Genomic DNA, 21,268 nt, shown 5'->3' with positions numbered 1-21,268 from the left:
CCGCGCGCCCCGGCGTGGGATGCGTCGCCGCTGGCGAACCTGCTGCTGGAGGGTCAGTCGTAGACGAACCGCATCGGCGCATTGTCGGCCGGCAGGCAGCTGCGATCCACCGGCCGTGACGGGTCAGCAAAGAAGTCCCGCACCATCCTGCGGGCACAGGGGTTGCGGCTGGTCACCCCGTGAGTGGCGTTGGTGACGATGACCACCTGGCTCCCGGCATAGCCCTTGGCTGCGGCGCGGGTCAGGTCGGGCGGGCAGCCCGGATCGATCTCGGCCGCAAGGAACAGGGTCGGAATCGCCGTCTTCACCGGCAGGTTCTCGACGGGATTGACGGCCCCGACATCGATACGTTTGCAGACGTCGTGCATGCGCTGCATCGAGGCCACGATCAACCGGGCGACAGGGTCTCGCGCCGCGCCGTCCGCCACAGCCGACCGGGACTCAAAGGGCAACTCCTCCTTGCAGAGGTGGGTCATGAACTGACCCTCGCTGTAATAGTCACGGCTCTCGACGAAGGACTCGACCGGCGACAGGTCGCCGCCGATGATTTTCCACAGCTCACGCGGCAGGTAGGCCGCATTGAAATAGCTGGCATCCATCAGGTAGCCGCCAAGGTCGTCGGCAGTATAGGTCTTGCCCCCGACGGTCTGGGGCCCGGCCAGCCAGCGCTCCGCGACGGCCGCGAGTTTCGCCTTCAGGTCCGGATAGCGGCTGGCGCACTCGGCCACCATGGCGCACTTGGCCATGACGATGTCGATCGAACCCGAAACCATCTCCGGACCACCGACCGTCCAGTCTGCCTCAGGCGGCCAGGGCGAATCCTGGACCACAGCCCGAACACCCTCCGGCACATGGGCCTGGATCTCCGCCTCGATCCGGGTGCCATAGGAGCCACCGAACAGGTCAATCCACTCAAGCTTCAGGGCTCGGCGCAGGTCCTGGACATCCCGGGCCACCTCAAAGGCGTTGTAGCGCGACAGGTCGACACCACTGGCCCTGAAGGCCTGCAGACAGGCCGTGATGGCCGCAGCGTCCCTGTCGGACGGCGGGCCGGCATCGGTCAGGGCCGTGCCTGGACAGTCGAGCTTCGGCTCGCTCAGACCGCCGCCGCGCTGGTCAATGAAGATCCAGTCCTGGTCGACGGCGATATACTCCCGGGCAGAAGCGCGTTGCAGCGTCTTCGGCACGGAGGTGACCACGTCTCCCCCGGGTCCGCCGTGCAGAAACACGACCGGCGGCAGTCCGGGCTTGGGGGCCGAGGCCCGGACAATGGCCACCGCGACACTGATCCGGCGACTGCCGGCCTGGCCGCGCGCCTCATCGACGATCAGCCGGCCGCAATCGACCTTCTGGGTGACCGCCGAATAGTCGCCGACACAGGTGCCCGGCTGAAAGACCGGCTCAGCAGCCCGGGCGCTTCCGGCCAGGGCCAGACCCGCGAGGGCTCCGGCAGCGATGATCCAGGCTCTGGGCGACACGCGACACTCCTTGCACTTGAGCCGCGCATCAAGACCGAGGCGACCAGAGGAGGCAAGACCTCAGCCCAAAAGCGCGCGAGACGCAGGCTCCGAATCCCGTGCCCATAGCCGCGCTACAACGTCAGGAGGCTCGGGATGGTGAGCGATATCGAACATTCCCCGATCGGCAAGCCCGGCAAGCCGGCACCAACGGCCAACCCGGCCGCCGTTCGGCGCATCCTGATCGGCAGCGTCGTCGGCTTTTTCCTGCTGGTCGGCGGCTGCCAGGTCATCGGCCATAGCACCACGGTCGAGCCCGGCAATGTCGGGGTGAAGATCCGCACCCTCGGGGCGGGGGCCGGCGTCTCGCCCGAGGCCCTGCCCGCCCGCTGGTACCTGCGCGGCATCGGCGAACGGATCGTCCAGTATCCGGTGATCCAGCGCACCTACAGCTACACCCGCGAAAAGGACGAGCGCGGCAACGAGAACGAGGAAATCACCTTCTCGGACAATACCGGCCTGCCGATGACGGCCGATGTCTCGGTGACCATGCAGGTCAACCCCGCTTCAGCCCCGGCCCTCTACCAGACCTACCGCCTGACCTTCGACCAGTTACTTGACGGGCCGATCCGCAATGACGTGCGCTCGGCGGTCGCGGCCGAGGCCGAAAGGGTCGGAGTCGAGACCCTCTACAGCGGCGGTCGGCAGATGGTGATCCAGAAGGCCTATGCCCGGGTGGCCGGGAAATGGGCCAAGCACGGCGTCAATGTCTCGCAGCTCGACTGGATCGGCTCGATCCGCTACCCGACCGCCGTCATCGACCAGATGCAGCGCAAGACCCAGCTGGAGCAGGAAGCCCTGGCCGCCAAGGCGCTGGAAGCCAAGGAGACCGCCCTGGCCAACGCTGCCGTCGCCCGCGCCAAGGGTGAAGCTGAAGCCATCCGGATCAAGGGCGAGGCCCTGCGCTCGAACCCGCAGGTGCTGCAGCAGCAGGCCATCGAGAAGTGGGACGGCGTCCTGCCCAAGGTGACCGGGGGCTCAACGCCCTTCATCAAGATCGACTGATCGACCGCAACGAAAAGGGGCGGCCTCCACAAGGAGACCGCCCCGAAAGGTTTCAGAGGATCCGAACCCGGCTCTAGAACGGGATTTCGTCGTCCAGGTCGGCCGAGAAGCTCTCGCGCGGGCCGCTGGGCTGGCTGCGCGGCGCGCCGCCACCATAGCCGCCGCCGCCGCCGCCGCCGCTCGAATAGCCGTCATCGCCACCGGACGACATGCCGGCCGCATCGCCGCGACCGCCCAGCATGGTCAGTTCGCCGCGGAACTTCTGCAGTACGATCTCGGTGGAATACTTTTCAGCGCCGGTGTTGTCGGTCCACTTGCGGGTCTGGATCGCACCCTCGATGTAAACCGTCGAGCCCTTGCGCAGGTACTGCTCGGCGACCTTGACCAGGTTGTCATTGAAGATGACCACGCGGTGCCACTCGGTCTTTTCCTTGCGCTCGCCGCTGGTGCGGTCACGCCAGCTTTCCGAGGTGGCGATGCGCAGGTTGGCGACGCGGTCGCCGGAACCCAGGCTGCGGATTTCGGGGTCGGCCCCGAGATTGCCGACCAGAATGACCTTGTTGACGCTGCCCGCCATCGTTTCGACCTTGATCTCGCCCGGCGACCCATGCGCCGGAATCTGATCAGGACGTTAACGACCGAAGAACGTCAAGACAATTTGTTCTCAATACGTTCCTGTGGATCGCGGTGCATCGACCTGCGCGGAACGGCCGCTACTGGGCCTGCCGAACGGCACCCGGCACGGCCAGACGTCCGTCACCTGTCCGCACCAGCGACATGAAGCGCGGCCCGTCATAGGTCTGGCCCAGGAAGATGCCTTCCTTTTCCAGGAAGATGAAACTGCCCTGGTAGGAACCGGTCAGGGTGCGGTTGGGGCTGCCCATACGCACGAAGCGGACCCGCATGCCCTCCAGCTCGGCGGCACACAGTTCCATCGAGGTCACATTGCGTGCGACCGGATTGAACCGCAACGTCTTGTCCTTGTTGACGCCGACATGGAAGCAGACGCCCTGCTCGAACGGGGCCTTGATCTGCTTCTCGCAGCCCGACAGGGCGAGGCCGGCAGCGGCCAGGGACAGGGCGATCAGAAACGGACGACGCATGATGGCAACTCGTCTTAGCCGGCGACCGGGATCGAGCAGTTCGGTCCCTGGTCGATCACGGAATGGAAGGAACGATTGTCCGAAGACGCCTCGACGTGACCGGGAACGAGACGCAGGGTTTCTTCGCCCCAGCGTCCATATGTGGCTCCGCCCGTCTTCTCGCAACGTCCGGCAAACAGGGCCTGGGCACAGGCATTGAGCGTGATCTCGCCCGGCAGGCGACGCCATTCATTGCCGGCATAGCGCCAGCAGGCCGCCAGGGGCGCGGAGGTCGCTGCGGGAGTCGGGGCCGTCGGTGCGGGACCGGCGACCGGCGCGGTGGGCGCAGGCGTGACCTCGGGGACCGGTGGCAGCGGCGTCAGGACCATGCCGGCCTGATCGGCAGCCGCCAGCGCCCCGGTCTCGTCAACGCCGACATCGAGAGCCCCGGTGGCCACACCGTTCTTCTTGGCGCATTCGGCCAGGGTGGTCTCGCCGACAAACTGTCCGCCGACAAAACAGCGCAGCGGCCGGGCGGGATCCAGCTTGGTATCGTCGGCACGACCGGTTTCGACGATCAGACCGGCGCGCGAAGCCGGCGGCGGCTCCGTCTGCTTGTCCTTGCCGCCCAGCAGGGCAATGGCGATACCCAGACCGGCGACCAGCGCGAGGGCTGCACCACCGGCCAGAATGACCCGACGATCTTTCAGAAGTTCCATGGTCTCTGGCTACGACGCGAAGATGACGCTTTCAAGCGTCACAGAGGCCAGAACCCGACTAACCGCCGGTCAGGCGGTTCAGAGCGGCCTGATAGTTGGAAATCTGGTTCTTCAGATAGGTCGGAACCGTGCCGCCGGCCTTGCCCGCCGTCGAGCCTGACGCGGTGTTCAGGCCCAGGGCATTGTCGGAGATTTCGCGATAGGCGGTGCGGACGGCCGACATCGAGCGGGTCAGGATCGAACTGGCATTCTTGCGCCCGGCCTCGGTCATCAGATCCAGTTCCGGCGGCAACTGCAGGCCGAAAACCGGCCCGCCGCCGTCCGCCGAGACGGTCTTGCCGTTCTCGGTTTTTGTTCCACGGACCACGCCGGCGGCGAGGCCCAGGGCCTGGAGCACATCCGTGCCCCCCTTCCCGGCCAGGATCTCGACCGTCGAGGTGGCGAAGGCCGGGCTGATCTTCAGCTTGCGGGTATTGCCGTCGCTGGACATCTCGACCTTGGCCCGGAAGCCGGAGGCCTGCTTGATCTTGTCGGCCAGGGTCTCAAGCGTGTCCTTGGCCCCGATCGTGATGGTGGCCAGCGGACCCCGTTCACGGGTGCGGATCTGGAAGGTATCGCCGGCCCGCGCCGCCGTGGCCGAAACCACCCGTTCGGACTGGCTGAAATCCATGGTGCCCTTGGGCAGGCCAAACAGGTCCAGGCTGCCGGCCCCGGCCTGGTCGACCGAGATCGAGGTCGGGGTGGCATAGCCGTCCTTGCCGGTCAGCCGCTGCGACCAGGACACGCCGCCGGTTGCAACCTCGATCTGGGCGACGAAGCCGTCCTTTTCGCCGACCGTGGCCTGGCCCTCGAGGTCCTTGCCCGCCGAGCCGACCAGCCAGGCCGATCCGTTGGCCACGGCCATCCCGGTCACCGTCTCGTCACCGCTGCCGCCATAGTAGGCCAGGGTATCGGCGCTGGTATCGGTCAGGTCGAGCGCGATCCGGCCCACAAAGCCGTCGGAGCCTCCCGAGGCGGCCGCCGTGGTGTTCTGGATATCGAGGGATCCGTTGGCCGTGTAGCCGCCGACATACAGCTGGCCGCCATCGATCTTGAGGCCGGCCAGATCGCCCCCCTTCAGGGTACCCAGATCACGGACGGCTCCGGCCGTCAGGGTTGCGCTCTTGGTGTAGGTGACCGGCTTGCTGGTGATGATGCCGTTGGAGTCGACGTTGGTCGCCGTCTCGGTCACCACATTCGGGGCGACGTTGAAGCTGCGCAGGACGGCGTTGCCGCTCTCCTTGCCGCCGACGATGACCTGGGAGCCGTTGACCACGATGTCAGTAACCGAGTCGTTCTCGGCCCCGCCGAATTTCCGGGTGAACAGGGCCTTGGGCCCGCCGTTGATATCCGTTGCGAAGGCCGTGAGATAGCTGTCGTACCCGCCTCCCCCGGCCGTGCCCGTCGTCCCGGCCAGGTCGGACTTGGACCGTCCGCCCACAAAGAGAACGCCGTCCGAGCCAAAGGCCAGGGCCGTGGCCTCGTCTTCCAGCAGCCCGCCGCGGCGGGCCGTCCAGAGCTCGTCGCCCTTGGCGTCATAGCGCGTCACGAAGCTGTCGGTCAGGCCCGACGCCGCATCGGAATTGATCGGGCCATTGACGGCCCCCTGCAGACGGCCGGTGATCGATCCGGCGACCGCAACATTGCCGTCGGCAGAGACGGCCAGGGACAGGCCGCTGGCCGAGTCGGTCGCCCCAAGGCTGCGGGCAAACAGCAGGTGACCGGCAGAATCGTACTTCAGCAGGGCCACATCCTGGTCGCCCTTGATCACCTGGCTGCTGACGTCCTTGGTGACGTCGGCCAGCATGTAGATCGAGCCATCGGCCCCGGCGACGGTCTTGCGGACGCTGGAAATCGTGCCCTGAAGGGTTTCGGAGAACACCTTGCCGCCGGGCTCACCGCCCCCGGCGGCGCTGTACTTGGTCAGGGTGTTCTCGATGACCGCGTCTTTGGTCTTTTCGTTGTCGTCCGGATTGGGATCGCCGGCCGCCGTCGTGATGTAGACCGCCGGGGTCGCCGCCGGCGAGGTGAAGGTCAGTTGCTCGGTCGAGTCACCCTTGATCCGCAACGCGAAATCATCACCGGTCGCCGGCAGCTTCACCGCCTGGCCGTTGACCTGAACCGTCCGGGCTTCGCCCAGCTTGCGCTCGACCGCGAAGCTGGTTTCGAACCCTGCAGCCTTGAGCTTGCCGTTCATGAAGCTGACGACGTTGGACATGGTCCGCGGGGTCGCGCCCATGTCCGCAAGATCCATGGTCAGATTGGTGGTCGCCCCGAAGCGCTTGACGGCCATGTTGAAGCTGACATCGCCCTGAAACTTGGACACTTCCTCGTCGGCCTGGCCGGTATAGATCGTGTCGGACACATAACCGAAAACGGCCTTCGGCACGCCCACGGTCGAGCGGTCACTGGTCATCACCGTCCCTGCGGTGAGACGCCCCTGCTCGAGGGTCAGGTTCTGGGCGTAGTCGGTGACCTCGGACAGACCCTTTGTGATCACACTCTGGAGGCGCTTGAGCTCGCTGTCGGTTACGCCCTTTTCGGCGGAGCGGGCGGCGAGGGCCGAGAGGCTGTTGAGGGCCTGATAGGTGGCGAACAGCTTCTTGTAGTCGCTGCTGGCTCCCTTGAGGCTGGTCTGGTTGGCCGCTTCGTCGACGAACTTGCGACCACTGAGGGCCGCCTTGACCAGCGCGCTGGGCTCAGAGGCCTTGGCCAGCCAGGGGGCCGAGGGCACGACCGCCTTGGCCTTGCCGCCGCCGGTCGCCGCCGTGGCCGTGGACGCACCTGCTGCCTGACCCGTACGGGCCTGGTAGTAGGTCAGCAGAGCGCTGGTGTCCAAGGTGATCACGACGGGTTCCGAACGCGCATGATGCGCCATGTTCCCTTATGCACGAGGAACGCTGACGACTCGTTAAGACTTTGAATCAACCCGCAATCAGATGGGCCTCGACGAGGCTGCGACGGGCCGCTTCGCGCAGTTCGTGCCACTCGTCCGCCAGGATGCCGAGCAGCACGACATCGCGCGGGGCCCCGTTCTTCAGCACGTGTCCGCGCAGATAGCCCTCGCGACGGAAACCCGAGGCGGCCTGGGCCTTCAGGGCGGCGTCATTGTCGGCCATCACCTCGGCGAAAACCTTGTGCAGGCCCAGTTCGACGAAGGCCCTGTCCAGCCCGAGGACCTGGGCGGCCCGGCCGACGCCGCGACCGCGCGCCTCGGCGGATCCCAGGAACCAGTTCCATCCCGCCCGGCGGTGGTGGCTGAGCAGGCCGGTAAAGGTCAGGAGTCCGGCAGGAACCCCGCCCCGCGTGATCAGCCAGCCCTGCATGTCCGGATCCGAGCGAAGGCCCGAAAACCAGCCAGCATGCGCTTCACGGCTCGGGAAAGCGGCGTCGGACATCCAGCGGTCGACCTCGGGCTCGGATCGCCACTGGAACAGAAGATCCTCGTCTTCGTCCCGCAAGTCGCGAAGCTCGATCATGCCGCCAGAATCCCCCCGTTTCGCCGCACATGCAGCCTATCGCCCGGGTCACGCCGGGCATAGCCCGTTCGCGTCCGGCGGGCGCAACGAACACCCGAAGGGGCGCGTTCAGCCCGCCGCGACCGGCCCGATGCCCAAGCCTTAGCCGCCCTTGAACAGGGACAGGATGATCTGCGGCGCATTGTTGGCAATCGACAGCGCCTGGGCGCCCAGTTGCTGCTTGACCTGCAGGGCCTGCAGGCGAGCGCTTTCCTTGGCCAGGTCGGCATCGACCAGATTGCCGACCCCGGTCTCCAGCACATCGGTCAGACGCGACACAAAGCTGTTGTGGGCCTCGATCTGCTTGGCCTGGGTGCCGATATTGCCGACGGCCTGGTTGACCGCGCCCATGGTCGCGTCGAGACGCGTGAAGACGGCGGCCGCATTGGCCGGGGTCAGGATGTCATCCGTCGCCGTCAGGGTGTTGATGGTGCCGCCCAGCGACAGGTTCTGCAGGTTCAGCGTGATCGAGGCACCGGCATCGGCATCGGCCAGGAACGAGACGTTCGTGGTCAGGCTGCCGTTGAGCAGGTTGGCCCCGTCGAAGGACGCGCTGTTGAGCACCTGGGTCAGGTTCTTGATCAGACCCTGGAAGTCGGCGTTCAGCGCCACCCGCGACGACGTGGTCAGGGACGTGTCCTTGGCGGCCACGACCTTTTCACGCATCAGGTTGAGGAGGTCAGAGACCGATTCACCGGCCGCCAGGGCGACATCGGCGACCGATGTGGCGCGATCCAGGCTCATCTTGACCGCCGAAAGGGCGTTCATGTCGGCGCGCTGTTCCTGCGCAATCGACCAGACGGCCGCGTTGTCCCGCGCTCCGGAAATGGCAAGACCCGTGTTGATGCGGGACTGCACGCCCTGCATGTCGTCGTTGGTCTTGTTCAGATTCTGCAGGGCAATCAGCGCGGGCTGATTGGTGTTGACGCTCAGCGTCATTCGCGGCCTCCGATCGGAAATTTTTTCCGGGTTTGGTCCGCTCGCATCAACGAGCGATCCCTCACGGAGCCGACCGTAGGATCAGAAGGTAAGATTATGGTTAACGCAAATAAACCATAACAAGGCTGCGCCGGGACACACCGTCGCAGCCTGACGACCTTTGACTCAGCTCAGGCCGTCAAATACCGCGCCAGGACCGTAACCGGACGCATGACGCAGTTTCAGCACGTCTTCACTCGGCAGCACCTGCAGGGTCTCACCGGTTCGCCGGTCGACCGTCTTGTAGATGAACTGCTTGGTGTCCTCGTCCTGCTCGATCACCAGGCGCAGGTCACCCGGCTGTGGACCGGTTGATTCGGCACGGGGCTCCGAAACGGGAACTGCGCCCGCGGACGGGTCCGGGGCGTTAAACTTGGCAATTTGCCCCGAAGGGCTGGGATCAGCCGGCAGTGCCGGCAGTGCGGCCTTGGTTTCCATTGCTCCTCGCGCCGACGAAGCGGCGTCCTCTGGTCAAAAAACTCTCCCCGACTTCAAACCTGAAAAACTAGGAGGCGGGCCCGGTCAGGGGCCCGCCCCTTCTGTTCGTTAGCGGAACAGGCTCAGGATCGACGACGACGACTGGTTGGCGATCGACAGCGCCTGCACACCCAGCTGCTGCTTGGTTTGCAGCGACTGCAGCTTGGCGCTTTCCTTGGCGAGATCGGCATCCACCAGGTTGCCAACGCCGGCGTCCAGGCTGTCCTGCAGCTTGCCGACGAAGGTCAGGTGGGTGTCGAGGCCGACCGAGCTGGTGCCGAGCGAGGCCAGCTTGTTGGTCGCCGTCTGCAGGGCCGTGGTCACCGTGGCGATCATGGTCTTGGCCGCGGCGGCGTCGGCGAAGGTCGAGGCAGCCGACAGGCCGATGCCGGTCAGCGACAGCGACTTGGCCGTAACCGTGAAGCCCGTTCCGTCGTTGTTGGCCAGGAAGGTCAGCTTGGTCGTGGTGCCGTCGGCGATGCTGACGCCGTTGAACTTGGCATTGGTGGCCGCCTTGGTGATCTGGTCACGCAGCGACTCGAAATCGGCCTTCAGGGCATTGAAGCTGGCGGTGTTCAGAGAGGTGTCGGAAGCGGCCAGGGCCTTTTCCTTCATCTTGCCGAGCAGGTCGGTGATGGTGTCACCGGCGGCAAGCGCCACGTCGATGGTCGACTGGCCGCGCTGCAGCGAGTCTTTAACGGCGTTCAGCGATGATGCCTGCGAGCTCTGGTTCTTGGCCGTGGCCCAGATGGCCCCGTTGTCCTTTGCGCTACCCACCTTCTTGCCGGTGTTGATGCGCTCCTGAACGGTGGCCAGCTCCATGTTGGTGGAGTTGAGGTTTTGCAGCGCAATCAGAGCGCCGCTGTTCGTGTTGATGCTGTTCAGCGCCATTACGAATTGTCCTTTTCAAGGTGTTCCGACGTCATTTTGACTGCCGGGAGCTTTTTGCTCACGCTCCTAGGAAGCAATGACCGGGCCAAAGCTGCCCAGTCTCGCAAAATCGCCAAGCCCCTGAAAAGACTGCATTATTGTTTCATTAACGACAAAGGCTCCCGGCAATTTCTGCCGGGAGCCTTTGGTCATGGGAAATTCTTGCCGGGCACAAGGCGCCCGGCTGAGAGGAGGCGCCGGACGACCCTGGGGTCGTCCGGCGTTTCGGATCACTTGAACAGCGACAGGATGGTCTGCGGGGTCTGGTTGGCAATGGAGAGCGCCTGGACGCCGAGTTGCTGCTTGGTTTGCAGCGACTGCAGCTTGGCACTTTCCTTGGCCAGATCCGCATCGACCAGATTGCCCACTCCGGCTTCCAGGCTGTCCTGGAGCTTGCCCACGAAGGTCAGGTGCGTGTCCAGACCGACAGAAGCAGTACCCAGCGAAGACAGTTTGTTGGTCGCCGTAACGAGGGCCGTCGTAATCGTCGCAATCATCGTCTTGGCCGTAGCGGCATCGGTGAAGCTGGTCGTCGTCGTCAGACCAAGGCCCGTGAGGGACAGGGTCTTGGCGGCAACGGTGAATCCGCCACCATCCGAGTTTGCCAGGAAGGTCAGCGCCGCGGTCGTGCCGTCAGCAACGCTGACGCCGTTGAACTTGGCATTCGTGGCCGCCTTGGTGATCTGGTCACGCAGCGACTCGAAATCGGCCTTCAGGGCATTGAAACTGGCGGTGTTCAGCGAGGTGTCGGAAGCGGCCAGGGCCTTTTCCTTCATCTTGCCGAGCAGATCGGTGATCGTATCGCCAGCTGCGAGGGCCACGTCGATCGTCGACTGTCCGCGCTGGAGCGAGTCCTTCACGGAATTCAACGAACTGGCGGCTGAACTCTGCATCTCGGCCATCGACCAGATCGCGCCATTGTCTTTGGCATTGGCGACGCGCTTACCGGTGTTGATACGGCCTTGTGTTGCTGCAAGCTCCGAGTTGGTTGAGTTAAGATTCTGCAGGGCGACGAGCGCACCGGCGTTGGTGTTGATTGAGTTCATCATGGATCACCTACCATTTTGGTGGGATTTATCCGGCAGGCCGGCTGGGCGTTTTGCCCTGCCAGATCCATCGCAAGCTGCGGGCCAGTCGAGGGCCACGCCCCGACCAAATTAAGACATTGAATTAAAAGATCTTTTTCGCACCCGGCGCCAAACGCAAAACCGCCCGGCGAATGCAATATTCGCCGGGCGGCAGGAAGTTCCTAAAGGGGTGGGCAATAGCCGCCGCCAGGCGGCGAAAAGCATCAGGCCGCTTCGGTACGCCCGGCCAGGCCCTGCATGATCGTCCGGTTGATGTCGATCAGCGGCTCGAAATCTTCTTCCTTGCGCATCACGGCGCTGGAGTGACGCCCGACCCAGAGGCTGAGCGAAATGATGCTGGCCCGCAGCTCGGGCGACAGCGAATTTTCAGGCATCGAACAGTCGGTCGCCATCGCCGACCAGACCCGTCGATTCCAGTCCAGCGCATCGATTCGCGTCGCGAAGTCATCCTCGGGCGCCTTGGCGGCGTCCATGAGTGCGCGTGTCACCTGACCAAACAGGCGATACTCGAGCTCACGCGGATTTTCAGACCTCGTGGCCGCCTGCTGATAGGCCCGAAGAGACATGCCCCAACCTCTCGTCTTCGTATTCAATCAACTTACGGCTCAACATCAGAGCCCTGTAATATTCGCGAGCCATGACGTGCTTGGAAATTGCAATGCAGTCTCCAAGAATGACCGGGTTGCGAACAGCCGTCATGAATTCATTGAGACGCGTCGCAAAGTCCTCGTAGAACCGCTCCGCCACGCCTTCCTCAAGGTACATCATCATGACCGGGAAGTAGATCCGACGCGCGGGCGTCGTGACCTGGTCCGGCTGCATGATGTCCTTTTCACGAAGAACAGACGCCTTGTTCTGAAGGACGAGAACGCCGCGTCGATCCCCGTTCTGGACCACCGCACCGTTCAACACGAATTTCTCGCCGGGTTTCAGCGAAAGCTTCAAAGGCACGTCAGGTGGCTCCTCTCTGCAATCGCTGCGAAACCCGTTCCGCCAGGATGGGCGGACGAGAGCCAAGCTAAGTCGAAGCGGGTTAACGCCGTCTTGCCAGGCTTGCGACCGAGAGCCGCAGCTTAGGACTCAGTTAAGCATAGTGGCTCACAGGATGGTTAACACGAAACGACAAGGCCTCTCCCATGTCCCGCAAGCGCGCTCTAGAAGGCTCTGCCAGTTCCCTGGCACAGGCTGACGTCGGCGCAGCCGCCATCGTCCAGCGCGGGATCGCGGCCACCCCCATCGGCGACTCGGCTTCGACCGAGGCCCTGGCCCGACTCGAACGCATCGCCAACGAGATCAAGAACCAGGACAATGCCCGGGTCCTGGCCCAGGCGATCGTGGCCATCAAGACCCGCGACTATCCCCGGGCCGAAGAGTTGGCTCTGAAGATCCTGCAGGATGACGAGCGATCGGGTCTGGCCTGGCACATCCTGGCCATCGCCAAGGAAAAAGTCGGCGAGTTCGCGACCTCCATGCAGGCCTATGAGGCGGCGTTGCAGCTCTTGGCCGATCACGGGCCTGTCGCCGGCGACCTGGGCCGGCTGGCTTTCCGCATGAACATGCCCGACCTGGCGGCCAAGTTCTTCGCCCACTACCGGATCGCCCGTCCGGACTGCGCCGAAGGGGCCAACAACCTCGCCTGCGCCCTGCGGGAGATGAACCAGGATGCCGACGCGATCGAGGTGCTGCGTGCGGCCATCCTGGCGGATCCAAACCAGCCGATGCTCTGGAACACCCTGGGCACCGTGCTGTGCAATATCGGCGACGGCCAGGGCTCGCTGACCTTCTTCGACGAGGCCCTCCGCCTCGCGCCGGACTTCTCCAAGGGCTATCACAACCGCGCCTTCGCCCGTCTCGATCTGGGCGACATCGAAGGAGCCTTTGCCGACTGTGAAGCGGCGATGGCCAATCCCGAAAGTGAAGAGGATCTGGCGATGATGCGCTTTGCGCGCGCCACGATTCTGCTGGCCCTCGGCCGGGTCGCCGAAGGCTGGGAAGCCTATGAAGCCCGCTTCTCCCCGGCCCTGACTGATTCGCCCCGCTTCATGATCGATGCCAAGCGCTGGTCCGGCGAAGACCTGAAGGGCAGGTCGCTGATGCTGAGCGCCGAACAGGGCCTCGGCGACGAGGTGATGTTCGCCAATCTGCTGCCGGATGTCCTGGAGGCCCTGGGGCCGGATGGCTTTCTGTCGATTGCCGTCGAGTACCGGCTGGTCAGCCTGTTCCAGCGCTCGTTTCCCGGTATCGAAGTCACCGCACACCGCACCGTCGCCCAGGAGGGCCGGGTCTTCCGGACGGCACCCAATATCGAGGACTGGTCGCGCTTCGACTTCTGGGCCCCGATCGGAGCCCTGCTGCCGCTCTTCCGGCCGACCGTGGAGTCGTTCCCCAAGCGGGATCATTATCTGACGGCCGATCCGGAACGGGTCGCGCACTGGAAGACGCAGCTGGCGGCCGCGGGCCCCGGCCCGAAGGTCGGCCTGCTCTGGAAGAGCCTGAAGCTGAATGCCGAGCGGGCCCGGCAGTTTTCGCCCTTCCATCTGTGGCAGCCGGTCCTGGAAATGCCCGGCGTCACCTTCGTCAACCTGCAGTACGGCGACTGCGAGGAAGAGATCGCCCTGGCGCGGGAGACCTTCGGGGTCGAGATCTGGCAGCCGCAGGACATTGATCTGAAAAAGGATCTCGACGACGTCGCAGCCCTGTCCAGCGCCGTGGACCTGGTCATCGGCTTCTCGAACGCCACGATCAACCTGGCCGGCGCCTGCGGCGCGCCAATCTGGCTGCTGACCGGCGCGGCCTCCTGGACCCGGCTCGGGACCGACGCCTATCCCTGGTATCCGAACACCCGCTGCTTCGTGACCGAGCGCTACGGCGACTGGGAACCGATCATGGACTCGGTGGCCGGGGCCCTGCGGGAATGGGTCGCAGCCTGACTCCGGTGTCGCCAGAAAGGTCTTGAGGCAGGTCAAGGCCGTCGACTGACCCCTCCCCTAGTCTGTTTGCGCAGACAGGGAAGGAAACAGTCGTGGCACTGGCAATCTTGCAGGCGAGGGTCTCGTCCACCCGGCTACCGGGCAAGGTGCTGGCCGACCTCGTCGGGGCCCCGATGGTGCTGCGGCAGGTCGAACGGCTGTCGCGCTGCCGGCGGCTGACCGGCCTCGTCCTCGCCATCCCCGACGATCCCCGCGATGACGGCCTCGAAGAGACCTTGCGCGCTGCAGACCTGACGGTGTTCCGCGGCGACCTGAACAATGTCCTCGGCCGCTTCGCCGGAGCCATTCGGGCGGCAGGATCCCCGGACACTGTCGTTCGGCTCACCGCCGACTGCCCGCTGGCCGATCCCGAGGTCATCGACGCCACCATCGCGTTGTTCCATGCCTCGGGGGCCGACTACACCTCCAATACCGGCGACCACAGGACCTTCCCCATCGGCCTGGACGCCGAGGTGTTTCGCGCCGACGCCCTGCTGGAAGCCGATCGCGAAACCAGCGATCCCTATGACCGCGAGCACGTCACGCCGTTCCTGTACCGGCGGCCCGAGCGCTACCGGATCAGCACCCATAGCCAGCAGGTCCAGGAGGGCGCCGTCCGGTGGACGGTCGACCGCCCCGACGACCTGACCTTCGTGCGCGAGGTCTATGGCGCGCTGCATGCCGCCAAACCGGACTTTACCAGCCAGGACATCCGCCGCTTCGTGGCCTCGCGCCCCGATCTTGCGACGTTTGGAGGAGATCGCCGCCTGTGAACCCGCTCCGCATCGAACCGACCCCGCACCACACCGTGACCCTGCGCCCGGTCGAACCGGCAGACCGGCTGCGCCTGTTCACCTGGCGCAACAGCGACGATGTCGCGCCGTTCATGTACACCGACCATCAGATCTCGGTGGAAGAACACAATCGCTGGTTCGAGCGTCTGGGCCAGGACCCCAGTCGGCTCTACTGGGTCATCTGCCTCGACGGCGAGCCGGTCGGCCTGGCCAATTTCGCCGATATCGACCCGCAGAACCGCCGCTGCGCCTGGGCCTATTATCTGGCCAGCCCCCGGGTCCGCGGCCTGGGCGTCGGATCCTTCGTCGAGTTCTGGATGATCGAATACGCCTTCGGGATCCTGCACCTGGAAAAGCTCTGGTGCGAGGTGCTGCGGACCAATGAGTCGGTGTGGAAGCTGCACCAGCTTTACGGCTTCCAGCAGGAGGCGCTGTTCCGCTCGCATGTGGTCAAGGGCGGCCAGCCCCAGGACGTGGTCGGGCTGGGCCTGCTGGCCGAGGACTGGGCCGCGCGCCGCGAGGCCATGCGCGCCAGGCTGGCAGACAAGGGCTATGACGCCTGACCGAAACGGGGTCCGGCAACTGCATTTTCAAAGAGGACGCCAGGCGCTCTTGCCAAGCGCGCCCGCGCCGGTAATTTGAACGCTCGTTTGAGACCGGACCAATCCGGCAAAGGATGGGCATGAGCCAGCGCTTCGAAGGCACTTCCGACTATGTGGCGACCGATGACCTGAAGGTCGCGGTGAACGCGGCCGTAGCCCTGGAGCGTCCGCTCCTGATCAAGGGCGAACCGGGCACCGGCAAGACCGTGCTGGCCTATGAGGTCGCCAAGGCCATGGGCGCGCCCCTGCTGACCTGGCACATCAAATCGACCACCAAGGCCCAGCAGGGCCTCTACGAATATGATGCCGTGACCCGCCTGCGCGACAGCCAGCTGGGCGACGAGCGGGTCAAGGACGTCAGCAACTACATCAAGAAGGGCAAGCTCTGGGAGGCCTTCGAGGCCCCGGTGCGCCCGGTTCTGCTGATCGACGAGATCGACAAGGCCGATATCGAGTTCCCCAACGACCTGCTCCAGGAGCTGGATCGCAACGAATTCTATGTCTACGAGACCGGCGAAACGATCGCCGCCAAGGTTCGGCCGATCATCATCATCACTTCGAACAACGAGAAAGAACTGCCGGACGCCTTCCTGCGCCGCTGTTTCTTCCACTACATCCGCTTCCCGGACGAGCCGACGATGCAGGCCATCGTCGATGTCCACTTCCCGGGGATCAAGCAGAAGCTCGTCGCCGAGGCGCTGCGCATCTTCTACGACATGCGCAAGGTGCCGGGCCTGAAGAAGAAGCCGTCGACGTCGGAACTGCTCGACTGGCTGAAGCTGCTGCTGGTCGAGGACATTGACGAAAAGACCCTTCGCGAGAAGGATCCGACCAAGCTGATCCCGCCGCTGCACGGGGCCCTGCTGAAGAACGAGCAGGACGTGCACCTGTTCGAGCGCCTCGCCTTCCTGGCCCGCCGCGAAGGCGGTGCCCGGCCGGGCCAGTAGCCTTAGATCTCATCCCGGTGAGGGCGCGCCCTTACCGGGAATTCACTGGACGGCTCGCCCGGACGCCCTCACCTTCCCGCCACGTTTATGGGGGTGATCATGCGTCATTCGATCCTGGTTGTTGCAGCAAGCGTCGGCATTCTGGGCCTGACGGCCTGCCACCGAGGCGAATCGGCCAAGACCGAGCACGCCGAGCGTCCGATGCGCGGCGAGCCGGTGCGGGCGATCTCCAAACTCGACTGCCCGGAGAAGCAGGGCGGGCTCAAGCGGACCAGCGCTGCTGCCGATGGCCTGTCCTGCGCCTATGCCGGCGACGGGGCCGAGATCACCCTGCGCCTGATCTCGCTGAACGGCGGTGACGCCGAAGCTGCCCTGGCCCCGATCGAGACGGAGCTGAAGGCCCTGATGCCTTCGGTCCGGCCGGCCGCCGGTGAAGGAACGGCCAAGGCCGGCAAGAACAAGACCAGCATCCACCTGCCCGGCGTCCACATCGACGCCAGTGATGCCGGCGCGGACATCAAGATCGGCCACCTGACCATCAACAGCGACGACGGCGCGGCAGAGGTCAAGATCAACCAGAACGTCACGATCAGCGACGGCAAGGGGGCTTCGGCCGTCACTGTCGCGACCGACGACGAAGGCGAAGGCGACGTCAATATCCGCGCAACGGATGACGGGGCCGAGATCCGTCACAACAAGAAGGGCGACGCGATCCGCTCAACCCTGATCCTGGCCAGCGACAAGGCCCCCAACGGCTATCGCGTGGTCGGCTATGAGGCTCGGGGCCCCAAGGGCGGCCCGATCGCTGTGGCCACCGTCAAGGCCAAGGACCGTGACGCCGGCGACCACGACGTCTTCAAGGACATGAAGGCCCTGGTCCGCCACAATGTCGGCGGCTGACCAGGCCCGGCTGGCTCAAAGCGGCGCGACTTCCATCACCTTGTAGGTCAGGGGCCGGCCGTCCTCGTCGGTGACGGTGACATATTCGCCCAGCGCGAAACGATGCTCGCCCAGGCGGTGCACCGGCTCGTCGTCGGCGCTGTCGTCCGCGTCATAGTCAAAGAACCAGCGCGATCCCTTGCGGGCCAGGCGGCCGTCGACGGCTTCCTCGTCAGGCGCAAAGCGGCGGACGCTGCAATGGGCCCTGGACTTGGCATAGGCGGCCTCGTCCAGATGGCCGTCTTCGGTCAGGGGCGCGGTCAGGGCATAGCCCCGGTGGTCGTCGCCGCCGGCGAACTCGGTGCCCGGATTGCGGGCCAGGCGCATGACGATGCGTGACAGGGACATTCAAGCCTCCCTTGAAAAATGCAGAATGGAGATCAGTGCGACAGGAACAGTGACGGGCCGTCGCTGTTGAGCAGGCTGCGGGTCGTGCCACCGAAGATGAACTCCTGCAGGCGCGGATGGCCGAAGGCCCCCGCCACCAGCATGTCGGCCCCGACCTCGCGGGCAGCCCCCTGCAGCAGTCCGGCGGCGTCGCCGGAGCCCTTCAGATGCTGGACCTGCGCGGTCACGCCGCGTGCGGCCAGGAAGTCGCTGATCCGCGACAGGTCGAACTGTCGCGACGAGGCCTCGGGCGCACCCGCCACGATCACGGCCGAGGCCTTCTGCAACAGCGGCAGGGCCGTGCGCAGAGCCCGGCTGGCTTCCTTGCCGCCGTCCCAGGCGACCAGCACCACCCCGTCGACCTTCAGGCCGGGACGGGCCACGACCACCGGCCGCTGCTCGTCGGCGACCATCTGCTGGAAGGCTTCGGCCAGCGGGCCTCGCCCTCGCGCCGCCGCATCGTCAAAGACGATGACGTCCGACAGCCGGCTCTCCATGGCCAGGCCGGCCCAGACCGGAGAGTCCAGCGTGATGATCCGCGTCCGCTCATAGCCCAGCTCGGCCACCATGCGACCGGCAGCCTTGGCCCCTTCGACAGAGGCTTCCTTGAGGCTCTCGAGCGCGGAAACCTGCACCCCGCCCATGAACCCTTCGCCCATCCAGGGCATCAGATCGGCAATGTCGGCCGGCGCGTGGATACAGGCCAGCTCGGCCTCAAAGCCCCGCGCCAGGGTCGCCGCAGCGGCCATCAAAGGCCGGTCGGCCGGAGCCCCCGCAAGGGGAGCCATAATTCTCGCCCAGCTCATGATCGAACTCCTTTGGAGCGCATTTCCACAGATGAGGGCCGGCCCATCATTGATCTTTGTCAACCGATGGGCCAGTCAATCCACCTTCACCGTAAGGAACGTACTCGTGGCCAAAGGGCTGCATAGGGGCGCAGCGCCCCGCGCGTGGCAAAGGATGCTGTCGGGCCGCCGGCTGGATCTGCTTGACCCCTCGCCCATGGACATCGAGATCGAGGACATCGCCCACGGCCTGGCCCGGGTGGCCCGCTGGAACGGCCAGACGGTCGGCGAACACGGCTTTTCGGTCGCCCAGCACAGCCTGGTGGTCGAGGAGATCGCCAGCCACATCAAGCCCGACCTCGAGCCCAAATGGCGGCTGGCCGCCCTGCTGCACGACGCCTCCGAATATGTGATCGGCGACATGATCAGCCCGTTCAAGGCCGCGCTCGGCGTCAGCTACAAGGACTTCGAGGCCCGGCTGGAAGACGCCATCCACATCCGTTTCGGCCTGCCGGTAAAGACGCCGCCGGCCATCAAGAAGCTGATCAAGCAGGCCGACCGGGCCTGCGCCTTCTTCGAGGCCACCCAGCTGGCCGGATTCGAGCACGGCGAGTCCCTGGCCATCTTCGGCGCGCCGCCGGCCGGCTACGACCTGCAGATCCGGCCGCAGTCGCCGTTCGAGGCCCAGGCCCACTATGTGCAGCGCTTCCATGCGCTGTCGAAGGCCGCGGGGTTCGAGCCCGCATGAGCGCCCCACAATGAGCGCATCCGTCGTCATCGGGCTGTCGGCCGTGGTCGTCGCCATCCGCGACGGCGAGGCCGTGGTGCTGACCGTCCGCCCGCATGACGCCGTCACCGATATCGCCAGCCCCCTGCCCGGCCTGCCGTTCGGCCCGTTCGACCCCGAGGGCCACCGCACCTTCGAGCTGGGCCTGCGGGCCTTCGTCACCGAGCAGACCCGCTTCCAGCTGGGCTATGTGGAGCAGCTCTACACCTTCGGCGACAAGGGCCGCGACGCCCCCCGCGCCGAGGTGGGCGCAGGCGCGGCCCGCGTGGTCTCGGTCGGCTATCTGGGCCTGACCCCCAACGCCGTCGACACCGACGCCCCCGACACCGTTTGGGCCCCGTGGTCGCGGTTCTTCCCCTGGGAAGACTGGCGCCAGGGCCGTCCCGACCTGCTCGACACCGTCCTGGCCCCGGCCCTCAAGCGCTGGGCCGACGGCGACGCCGGCAAGTGGTCGCGCGCCCGCCTCGCCTTCGCCCTCGACGGAGCCTCGTGGAACGAGGAGCGGGTGCTGGAGCGCTATGAGCTGCTCTATGAGGCCGGTCTGGCCCCCGAGGCCGCCCGCGACCGGGCCCGCGCCGATGGCCACGACCCGGCCGAGCCCGCCGCCCTCTCGGCGGCCCTCGGCGAGCCGATGATCTCCGACCACCGCCGCATCCTGGCCACCGGCCTCTCGCGCCTACGCGGCAAGATCAAGTACCGCCCGGTGGTCTTTGAGCTGACCCCCGACGAGTTCACCCTCTCGACCCTGCAGCGCACCGTCGAGGCCATCGCCGGCGTGCCCCTGCACAAGCAGAACTTCCGCCGCGTGGTCGAACGCGAGGACCTGGTCGAGGGCCTGGGCCGCATGGACGCCGAAACCGGCGGCCGCCCGGCCGAGCTGTTCCGCTTCCGCCGCGAGGTGCTGACGGCCCGGCCGGTGAGTGGGCTGAGTTTGCCGTTGTTGCGGGAGTAGGATTTTCCGACCTTTCGCAGATGGGCAGGCCTGAAAAAAGTTCTGCCTTCCTGGGCCCTGTGCCCAGGACCCATAGCCGGCGGCAGGCTCTGAACTTGACGGCCTTTGCGGCGGAAGAGCCCGGGTCTCACGTCAAGCTCAGCTGTTCCCGACACCATGGGTCCTGGGCACAGGGCCCAGGAAGACAGATATTTTGAACGCTGATGGGCGCCACAGCTCACTCAGGCCATAGCCCTGATCATCAGGGGAAATGTGCAGGAAGACGGGCACAGGCTTACGCCCTCGCCGGTTTTCACCGGCGGGATTGGGGAGGCGGCGGAGCGTCCGGGCCAAACCCGGATGAGTGTTTTTAGAGGAGTACCGTTTCGGCCTGGGCCGGAGCGCTCCGCAGGATCGGTGGACGAAAGCCTTCGGGGCGCGGGGTCTTAACCCGCTTCCAAAGAGGCCTCCGGCGGGCGGGGAGATGGCGCTCCCCGGACCGTCCAGGCGATTTCAGCCCGGACCTTTCGCGCCTCGCGGGCGTCGCCAAAGGGAGTTCCCGGCGGTCCTGGCCTGGCCTCAACGCAGCGCCCCTGTGGGCTGTCCTGCTCCGCCAGACCCTGCCGGGCCTTTATGCGACGGCCGACGGACGCTTCCCGCTCGACCCTCCCCACCACCCGTCAGGTCGCCAGCTGGACGGCCTCCCCCGTGGCGGGGCGAGGAGCAGTATGGGGGCGGTCTGCGGGGGTGTGCGTCGATTTTGCATCGTGACGG

Annotated in this window: 23 protein-coding genes; 8 read left to right on the top strand and 15 right to left on the bottom strand. The window is 65.7% G+C overall.

What is annotated here, in order from left to right:
* Positions 1 to 53: 53 nt before the first annotated feature.
* The gene (locus DBR10_RS08800; RefSeq protein ID WP_108504159.1) at positions 54 to 1,478 is read right to left on the bottom strand and encodes an alpha/beta hydrolase; all 1,425 of its coding nucleotides are present in this window, start codon (positions 1,476 to 1,478) and stop codon (positions 54 to 56) included.
* A 135-nt stretch (positions 1,479 to 1,613) separates the two neighbouring features.
* On the opposite strand from DBR10_RS08800, the gene DBR10_RS08795 reads away from it, so the two are divergent.
* A complete protein-coding gene (locus DBR10_RS08795) occupies positions 1,614 to 2,522 on the top strand; it encodes an SPFH domain-containing protein (RefSeq protein ID WP_108504158.1) in 909 nt (302 codons plus the stop codon).
* 73 nt (positions 2,523 to 2,595) lie between these two features.
* Here DBR10_RS08795 and ssb read toward each other — a convergent pair whose 3' ends face one another.
* The 12 genes from ssb to flbT form a co-directional block, all read right to left on the bottom strand.
* Positions 2,596 to 3,099, bottom strand: coding sequence for a single-stranded DNA-binding protein (ssb, locus tag DBR10_RS08790; RefSeq protein WP_108504157.1), 504 nt, complete (start codon positions 3,097 to 3,099; stop codon positions 2,596 to 2,598).
* Between the two features lie 136 nt (positions 3,100 to 3,235).
* Positions 3,236 to 3,625, bottom strand: coding sequence for a hypothetical protein (locus DBR10_RS08785; protein WP_108504156.1), 390 nt, complete (start codon positions 3,623 to 3,625; stop codon positions 3,236 to 3,238).
* A gap of 14 nt (positions 3,626 to 3,639) precedes the next feature.
* Positions 3,640 to 4,323 carry a hypothetical protein gene (locus tag DBR10_RS08780; RefSeq protein ID WP_108504155.1) on the bottom strand — a complete coding sequence of 228 codons (684 nt, stop codon included), beginning with the start codon at positions 4,321 to 4,323 and terminating at the stop codon, positions 3,640 to 3,642.
* 58 nt (positions 4,324 to 4,381) lie between these two features.
* A complete protein-coding gene (locus DBR10_RS08775; protein WP_108504172.1) occupies positions 4,382 to 7,210 on the bottom strand; it encodes a hypothetical protein in 2,829 nt (942 codons plus the stop codon).
* A gap of 76 nt (positions 7,211 to 7,286) precedes the next feature.
* Positions 7,287 to 7,841 (bottom strand): GNAT family N-acetyltransferase, encoded by a 555-nt coding sequence (locus DBR10_RS08770; protein WP_108489558.1) that lies wholly within the window; start codon positions 7,839 to 7,841, stop codon positions 7,287 to 7,289.
* Positions 7,842 to 7,982: 141 nt separating this feature from the next.
* Entirely contained in the window at positions 7,983 to 8,819 is an 837-nt protein-coding gene (locus DBR10_RS08765; RefSeq protein WP_108504154.1) for a flagellin, read from the bottom strand.
* Between the two features lie 165 nt (positions 8,820 to 8,984).
* Positions 8,985 to 9,296 (bottom strand): hypothetical protein, encoded by a 312-nt coding sequence (locus DBR10_RS08760; RefSeq protein ID WP_108489622.1) that lies wholly within the window; start codon positions 9,294 to 9,296, stop codon positions 8,985 to 8,987.
* Positions 9,297 to 9,404: 108 nt separating this feature from the next.
* Positions 9,405 to 10,226: a flagellin gene (locus DBR10_RS08755; protein WP_108504153.1), complete on the bottom strand. Its 822-nt coding sequence runs from the start codon at positions 10,224 to 10,226 to the stop codon at positions 9,405 to 9,407.
* A 66-nt stretch (positions 10,227 to 10,292) separates the two neighbouring features.
* A complete protein-coding gene (locus DBR10_RS20380; RefSeq protein WP_255579984.1) occupies positions 10,293 to 10,418 on the bottom strand; it encodes a hypothetical protein in 126 nt (41 codons plus the stop codon).
* A 77-nt stretch (positions 10,419 to 10,495) separates the two neighbouring features.
* The gene (locus DBR10_RS08750; protein ID WP_108504152.1) at positions 10,496 to 11,314 is read right to left on the bottom strand and encodes a flagellin; all 819 of its coding nucleotides are present in this window, start codon (positions 11,312 to 11,314) and stop codon (positions 10,496 to 10,498) included.
* 242 nt (positions 11,315 to 11,556) lie between these two features.
* The gene (gene flaF / locus DBR10_RS08745; protein ID WP_108490335.1) at positions 11,557 to 11,919 is read right to left on the bottom strand and encodes a flagellar biosynthesis regulator FlaF; all 363 of its coding nucleotides are present in this window, start codon (positions 11,917 to 11,919) and stop codon (positions 11,557 to 11,559) included.
* On the bottom strand, positions 11,879 to 12,304 hold the full coding sequence (gene flbT, locus DBR10_RS08740) for a flagellar biosynthesis repressor FlbT (protein WP_108490336.1): 426 nt from the start codon (positions 12,302 to 12,304) through the stop codon (positions 11,879 to 11,881). The genes flaF and flbT overlap by 41 nt, the downstream gene beginning before the upstream one ends.
* A gap of 185 nt (positions 12,305 to 12,489) precedes the next feature.
* Between flbT and DBR10_RS08735 the strand changes: the two genes are divergently transcribed.
* The 5 genes from DBR10_RS08735 to DBR10_RS08715 all read left to right on the top strand — a co-directional run bounded on the left by DBR10_RS08735 (position 12,490) and on the right by DBR10_RS08715 (position 17,565).
* Positions 12,490 to 14,283, top strand: coding sequence for a tetratricopeptide repeat protein (locus tag DBR10_RS08735; protein WP_108504151.1), 1,794 nt, complete (start codon positions 12,490 to 12,492; stop codon positions 14,281 to 14,283).
* A 92-nt stretch (positions 14,284 to 14,375) separates the two neighbouring features.
* Positions 14,376 to 15,095, top strand: a complete 720-nt coding sequence (locus DBR10_RS08730; RefSeq protein WP_108504150.1) for a cytidylyltransferase domain-containing protein — start codon at positions 14,376 to 14,378, stop codon at positions 15,093 to 15,095.
* Complete coding sequence (pseH, locus tag DBR10_RS08725) at positions 15,092 to 15,679, top strand: UDP-4-amino-4,6-dideoxy-N-acetyl-beta-L-altrosamine N-acetyltransferase (RefSeq protein WP_218278568.1); 588 nt, start codon at positions 15,092 to 15,094, stop codon at positions 15,677 to 15,679. Before DBR10_RS08730 ends, pseH begins: the two co-directional genes overlap by 4 nt.
* Positions 15,680 to 15,798: 119 nt before the next feature.
* Positions 15,799 to 16,665 carry an AAA family ATPase gene (locus DBR10_RS08720; RefSeq protein ID WP_108504149.1) on the top strand — a complete coding sequence of 289 codons (867 nt, stop codon included), beginning with the start codon at positions 15,799 to 15,801 and terminating at the stop codon, positions 16,663 to 16,665.
* A gap of 99 nt (positions 16,666 to 16,764) precedes the next feature.
* Positions 16,765 to 17,565, top strand: a complete 801-nt coding sequence (locus DBR10_RS08715) for a hypothetical protein (protein ID WP_108504171.1) — start codon at positions 16,765 to 16,767, stop codon at positions 17,563 to 17,565.
* A 15-nt stretch (positions 17,566 to 17,580) separates the two neighbouring features.
* On the opposite strand, the gene DBR10_RS08710 is transcribed toward DBR10_RS08715, so the two are convergent.
* A complete protein-coding gene (locus tag DBR10_RS08710; protein WP_108504148.1) occupies positions 17,581 to 17,952 on the bottom strand; it encodes a hypothetical protein in 372 nt (123 codons plus the stop codon).
* Between the two features lie 32 nt (positions 17,953 to 17,984).
* Entirely contained in the window at positions 17,985 to 18,797 is an 813-nt protein-coding gene (locus DBR10_RS08705; RefSeq protein WP_108504147.1) for a universal stress protein, read from the bottom strand.
* A gap of 106 nt (positions 18,798 to 18,903) precedes the next feature.
* On the opposite strand from DBR10_RS08705, the gene DBR10_RS08700 reads away from it, so the two are divergent.
* On the top strand, positions 18,904 to 19,524 hold the full coding sequence (locus DBR10_RS08700; protein WP_108504146.1) for a YfbR-like 5'-deoxynucleotidase: 621 nt from the start codon (positions 18,904 to 18,906) through the stop codon (positions 19,522 to 19,524).
* Positions 19,487 to 20,515: an NUDIX hydrolase gene (locus tag DBR10_RS08695; protein WP_108504145.1), complete on the top strand. Its 1,029-nt coding sequence runs from the start codon at positions 19,487 to 19,489 to the stop codon at positions 20,513 to 20,515. Before DBR10_RS08700 ends, DBR10_RS08695 begins: the two co-directional genes overlap by 38 nt.
* The last annotated feature ends 753 nt before the right edge of the window (positions 20,516 to 21,268 follow it).

The organism is Caulobacter sp. HMWF025 (genome assembly GCF_003060965.1).
Classification (GTDB): domain Bacteria; phylum Pseudomonadota; class Alphaproteobacteria; order Caulobacterales; family Caulobacteraceae; genus Caulobacter.
The sequence above is the reverse complement of the archived record's forward strand: the minus strand, read 5'-3'. Positions and strand labels throughout refer to the sequence as shown.

What these genes read in the sequence shown, in the direction of transcription:
- DBR10_RS08795 (WP_108504158.1), top strand. Translation starts at nt 1,614, where the DNA reads ATGGTGAGCGATATCGAACATTCCCCGATCGGCAAGCCCGGCAAGCCG.
- ssb (WP_108504157.1), bottom strand. Translation starts at nt 3,099, where the DNA reads ATGGCGGGCAGCGTCAACAAGGTCATTCTGGTCGGCAATCTCGGGGCC.
- DBR10_RS08785 (WP_108504156.1), bottom strand. Translation starts at nt 3,625, where the DNA reads ATGCGTCGTCCGTTTCTGATCGCCCTGTCCCTGGCCGCTGCCGGCCTC.
- DBR10_RS08780 (WP_108504155.1), bottom strand. Translation starts at nt 4,323, where the DNA reads ATGGAACTTCTGAAAGATCGTCGGGTCATTCTGGCCGGTGGTGCAGCC.
- DBR10_RS08770 (WP_108489558.1), bottom strand. Translation starts at nt 7,841, where the DNA reads ATGATCGAGCTTCGCGACTTGCGGGACGAAGACGAGGATCTTCTGTTC.
- DBR10_RS08765 (WP_108504154.1), bottom strand. Translation starts at nt 8,819, where the DNA reads ATGACGCTGAGCGTCAACACCAATCAGCCCGCGCTGATTGCCCTGCAG.
- DBR10_RS08760 (WP_108489622.1), bottom strand. Translation starts at nt 9,296, where the DNA reads ATGGAAACCAAGGCCGCACTGCCGGCACTGCCGGCTGATCCCAGCCCT.
- DBR10_RS08755 (WP_108504153.1), bottom strand. Translation starts at nt 10,226, where the DNA reads ATGGCGCTGAACAGCATCAACACGAACAGCGGCGCTCTGATTGCGCTG.
- DBR10_RS20380 (WP_255579984.1), bottom strand. Translation starts at nt 10,418, where the DNA reads ATGACCAAAGGCTCCCGGCAGAAATTGCCGGGAGCCTTTGTCGTTAAT.
- DBR10_RS08750 (WP_108504152.1), bottom strand. Translation starts at nt 11,314, where the DNA reads ATGATGAACTCAATCAACACCAACGCCGGTGCGCTCGTCGCCCTGCAG.
- flaF (WP_108490335.1), bottom strand. Translation starts at nt 11,919, where the DNA reads ATGTCTCTTCGGGCCTATCAGCAGGCGGCCACGAGGTCTGAAAATCCG.
- DBR10_RS08735 (WP_108504151.1), top strand. Translation starts at nt 12,490, where the DNA reads ATGTCCCGCAAGCGCGCTCTAGAAGGCTCTGCCAGTTCCCTGGCACAG.
- DBR10_RS08720 (WP_108504149.1), top strand. Translation starts at nt 15,799, where the DNA reads ATGAGCCAGCGCTTCGAAGGCACTTCCGACTATGTGGCGACCGATGAC.
- DBR10_RS08715 (WP_108504171.1), top strand. Translation starts at nt 16,765, where the DNA reads ATGCGTCATTCGATCCTGGTTGTTGCAGCAAGCGTCGGCATTCTGGGC.
- DBR10_RS08710 (WP_108504148.1), bottom strand. Translation starts at nt 17,952, where the DNA reads ATGTCCCTGTCACGCATCGTCATGCGCCTGGCCCGCAATCCGGGCACC.
- DBR10_RS08705 (WP_108504147.1), bottom strand. Translation starts at nt 18,797, where the DNA reads ATGAGCTGGGCGAGAATTATGGCTCCCCTTGCGGGGGCTCCGGCCGAC.
- DBR10_RS08695 (WP_108504145.1), top strand. Translation starts at nt 19,487, where the DNA reads ATGCGCTGTCGAAGGCCGCGGGGTTCGAGCCCGCATGAGCGCCCCACA.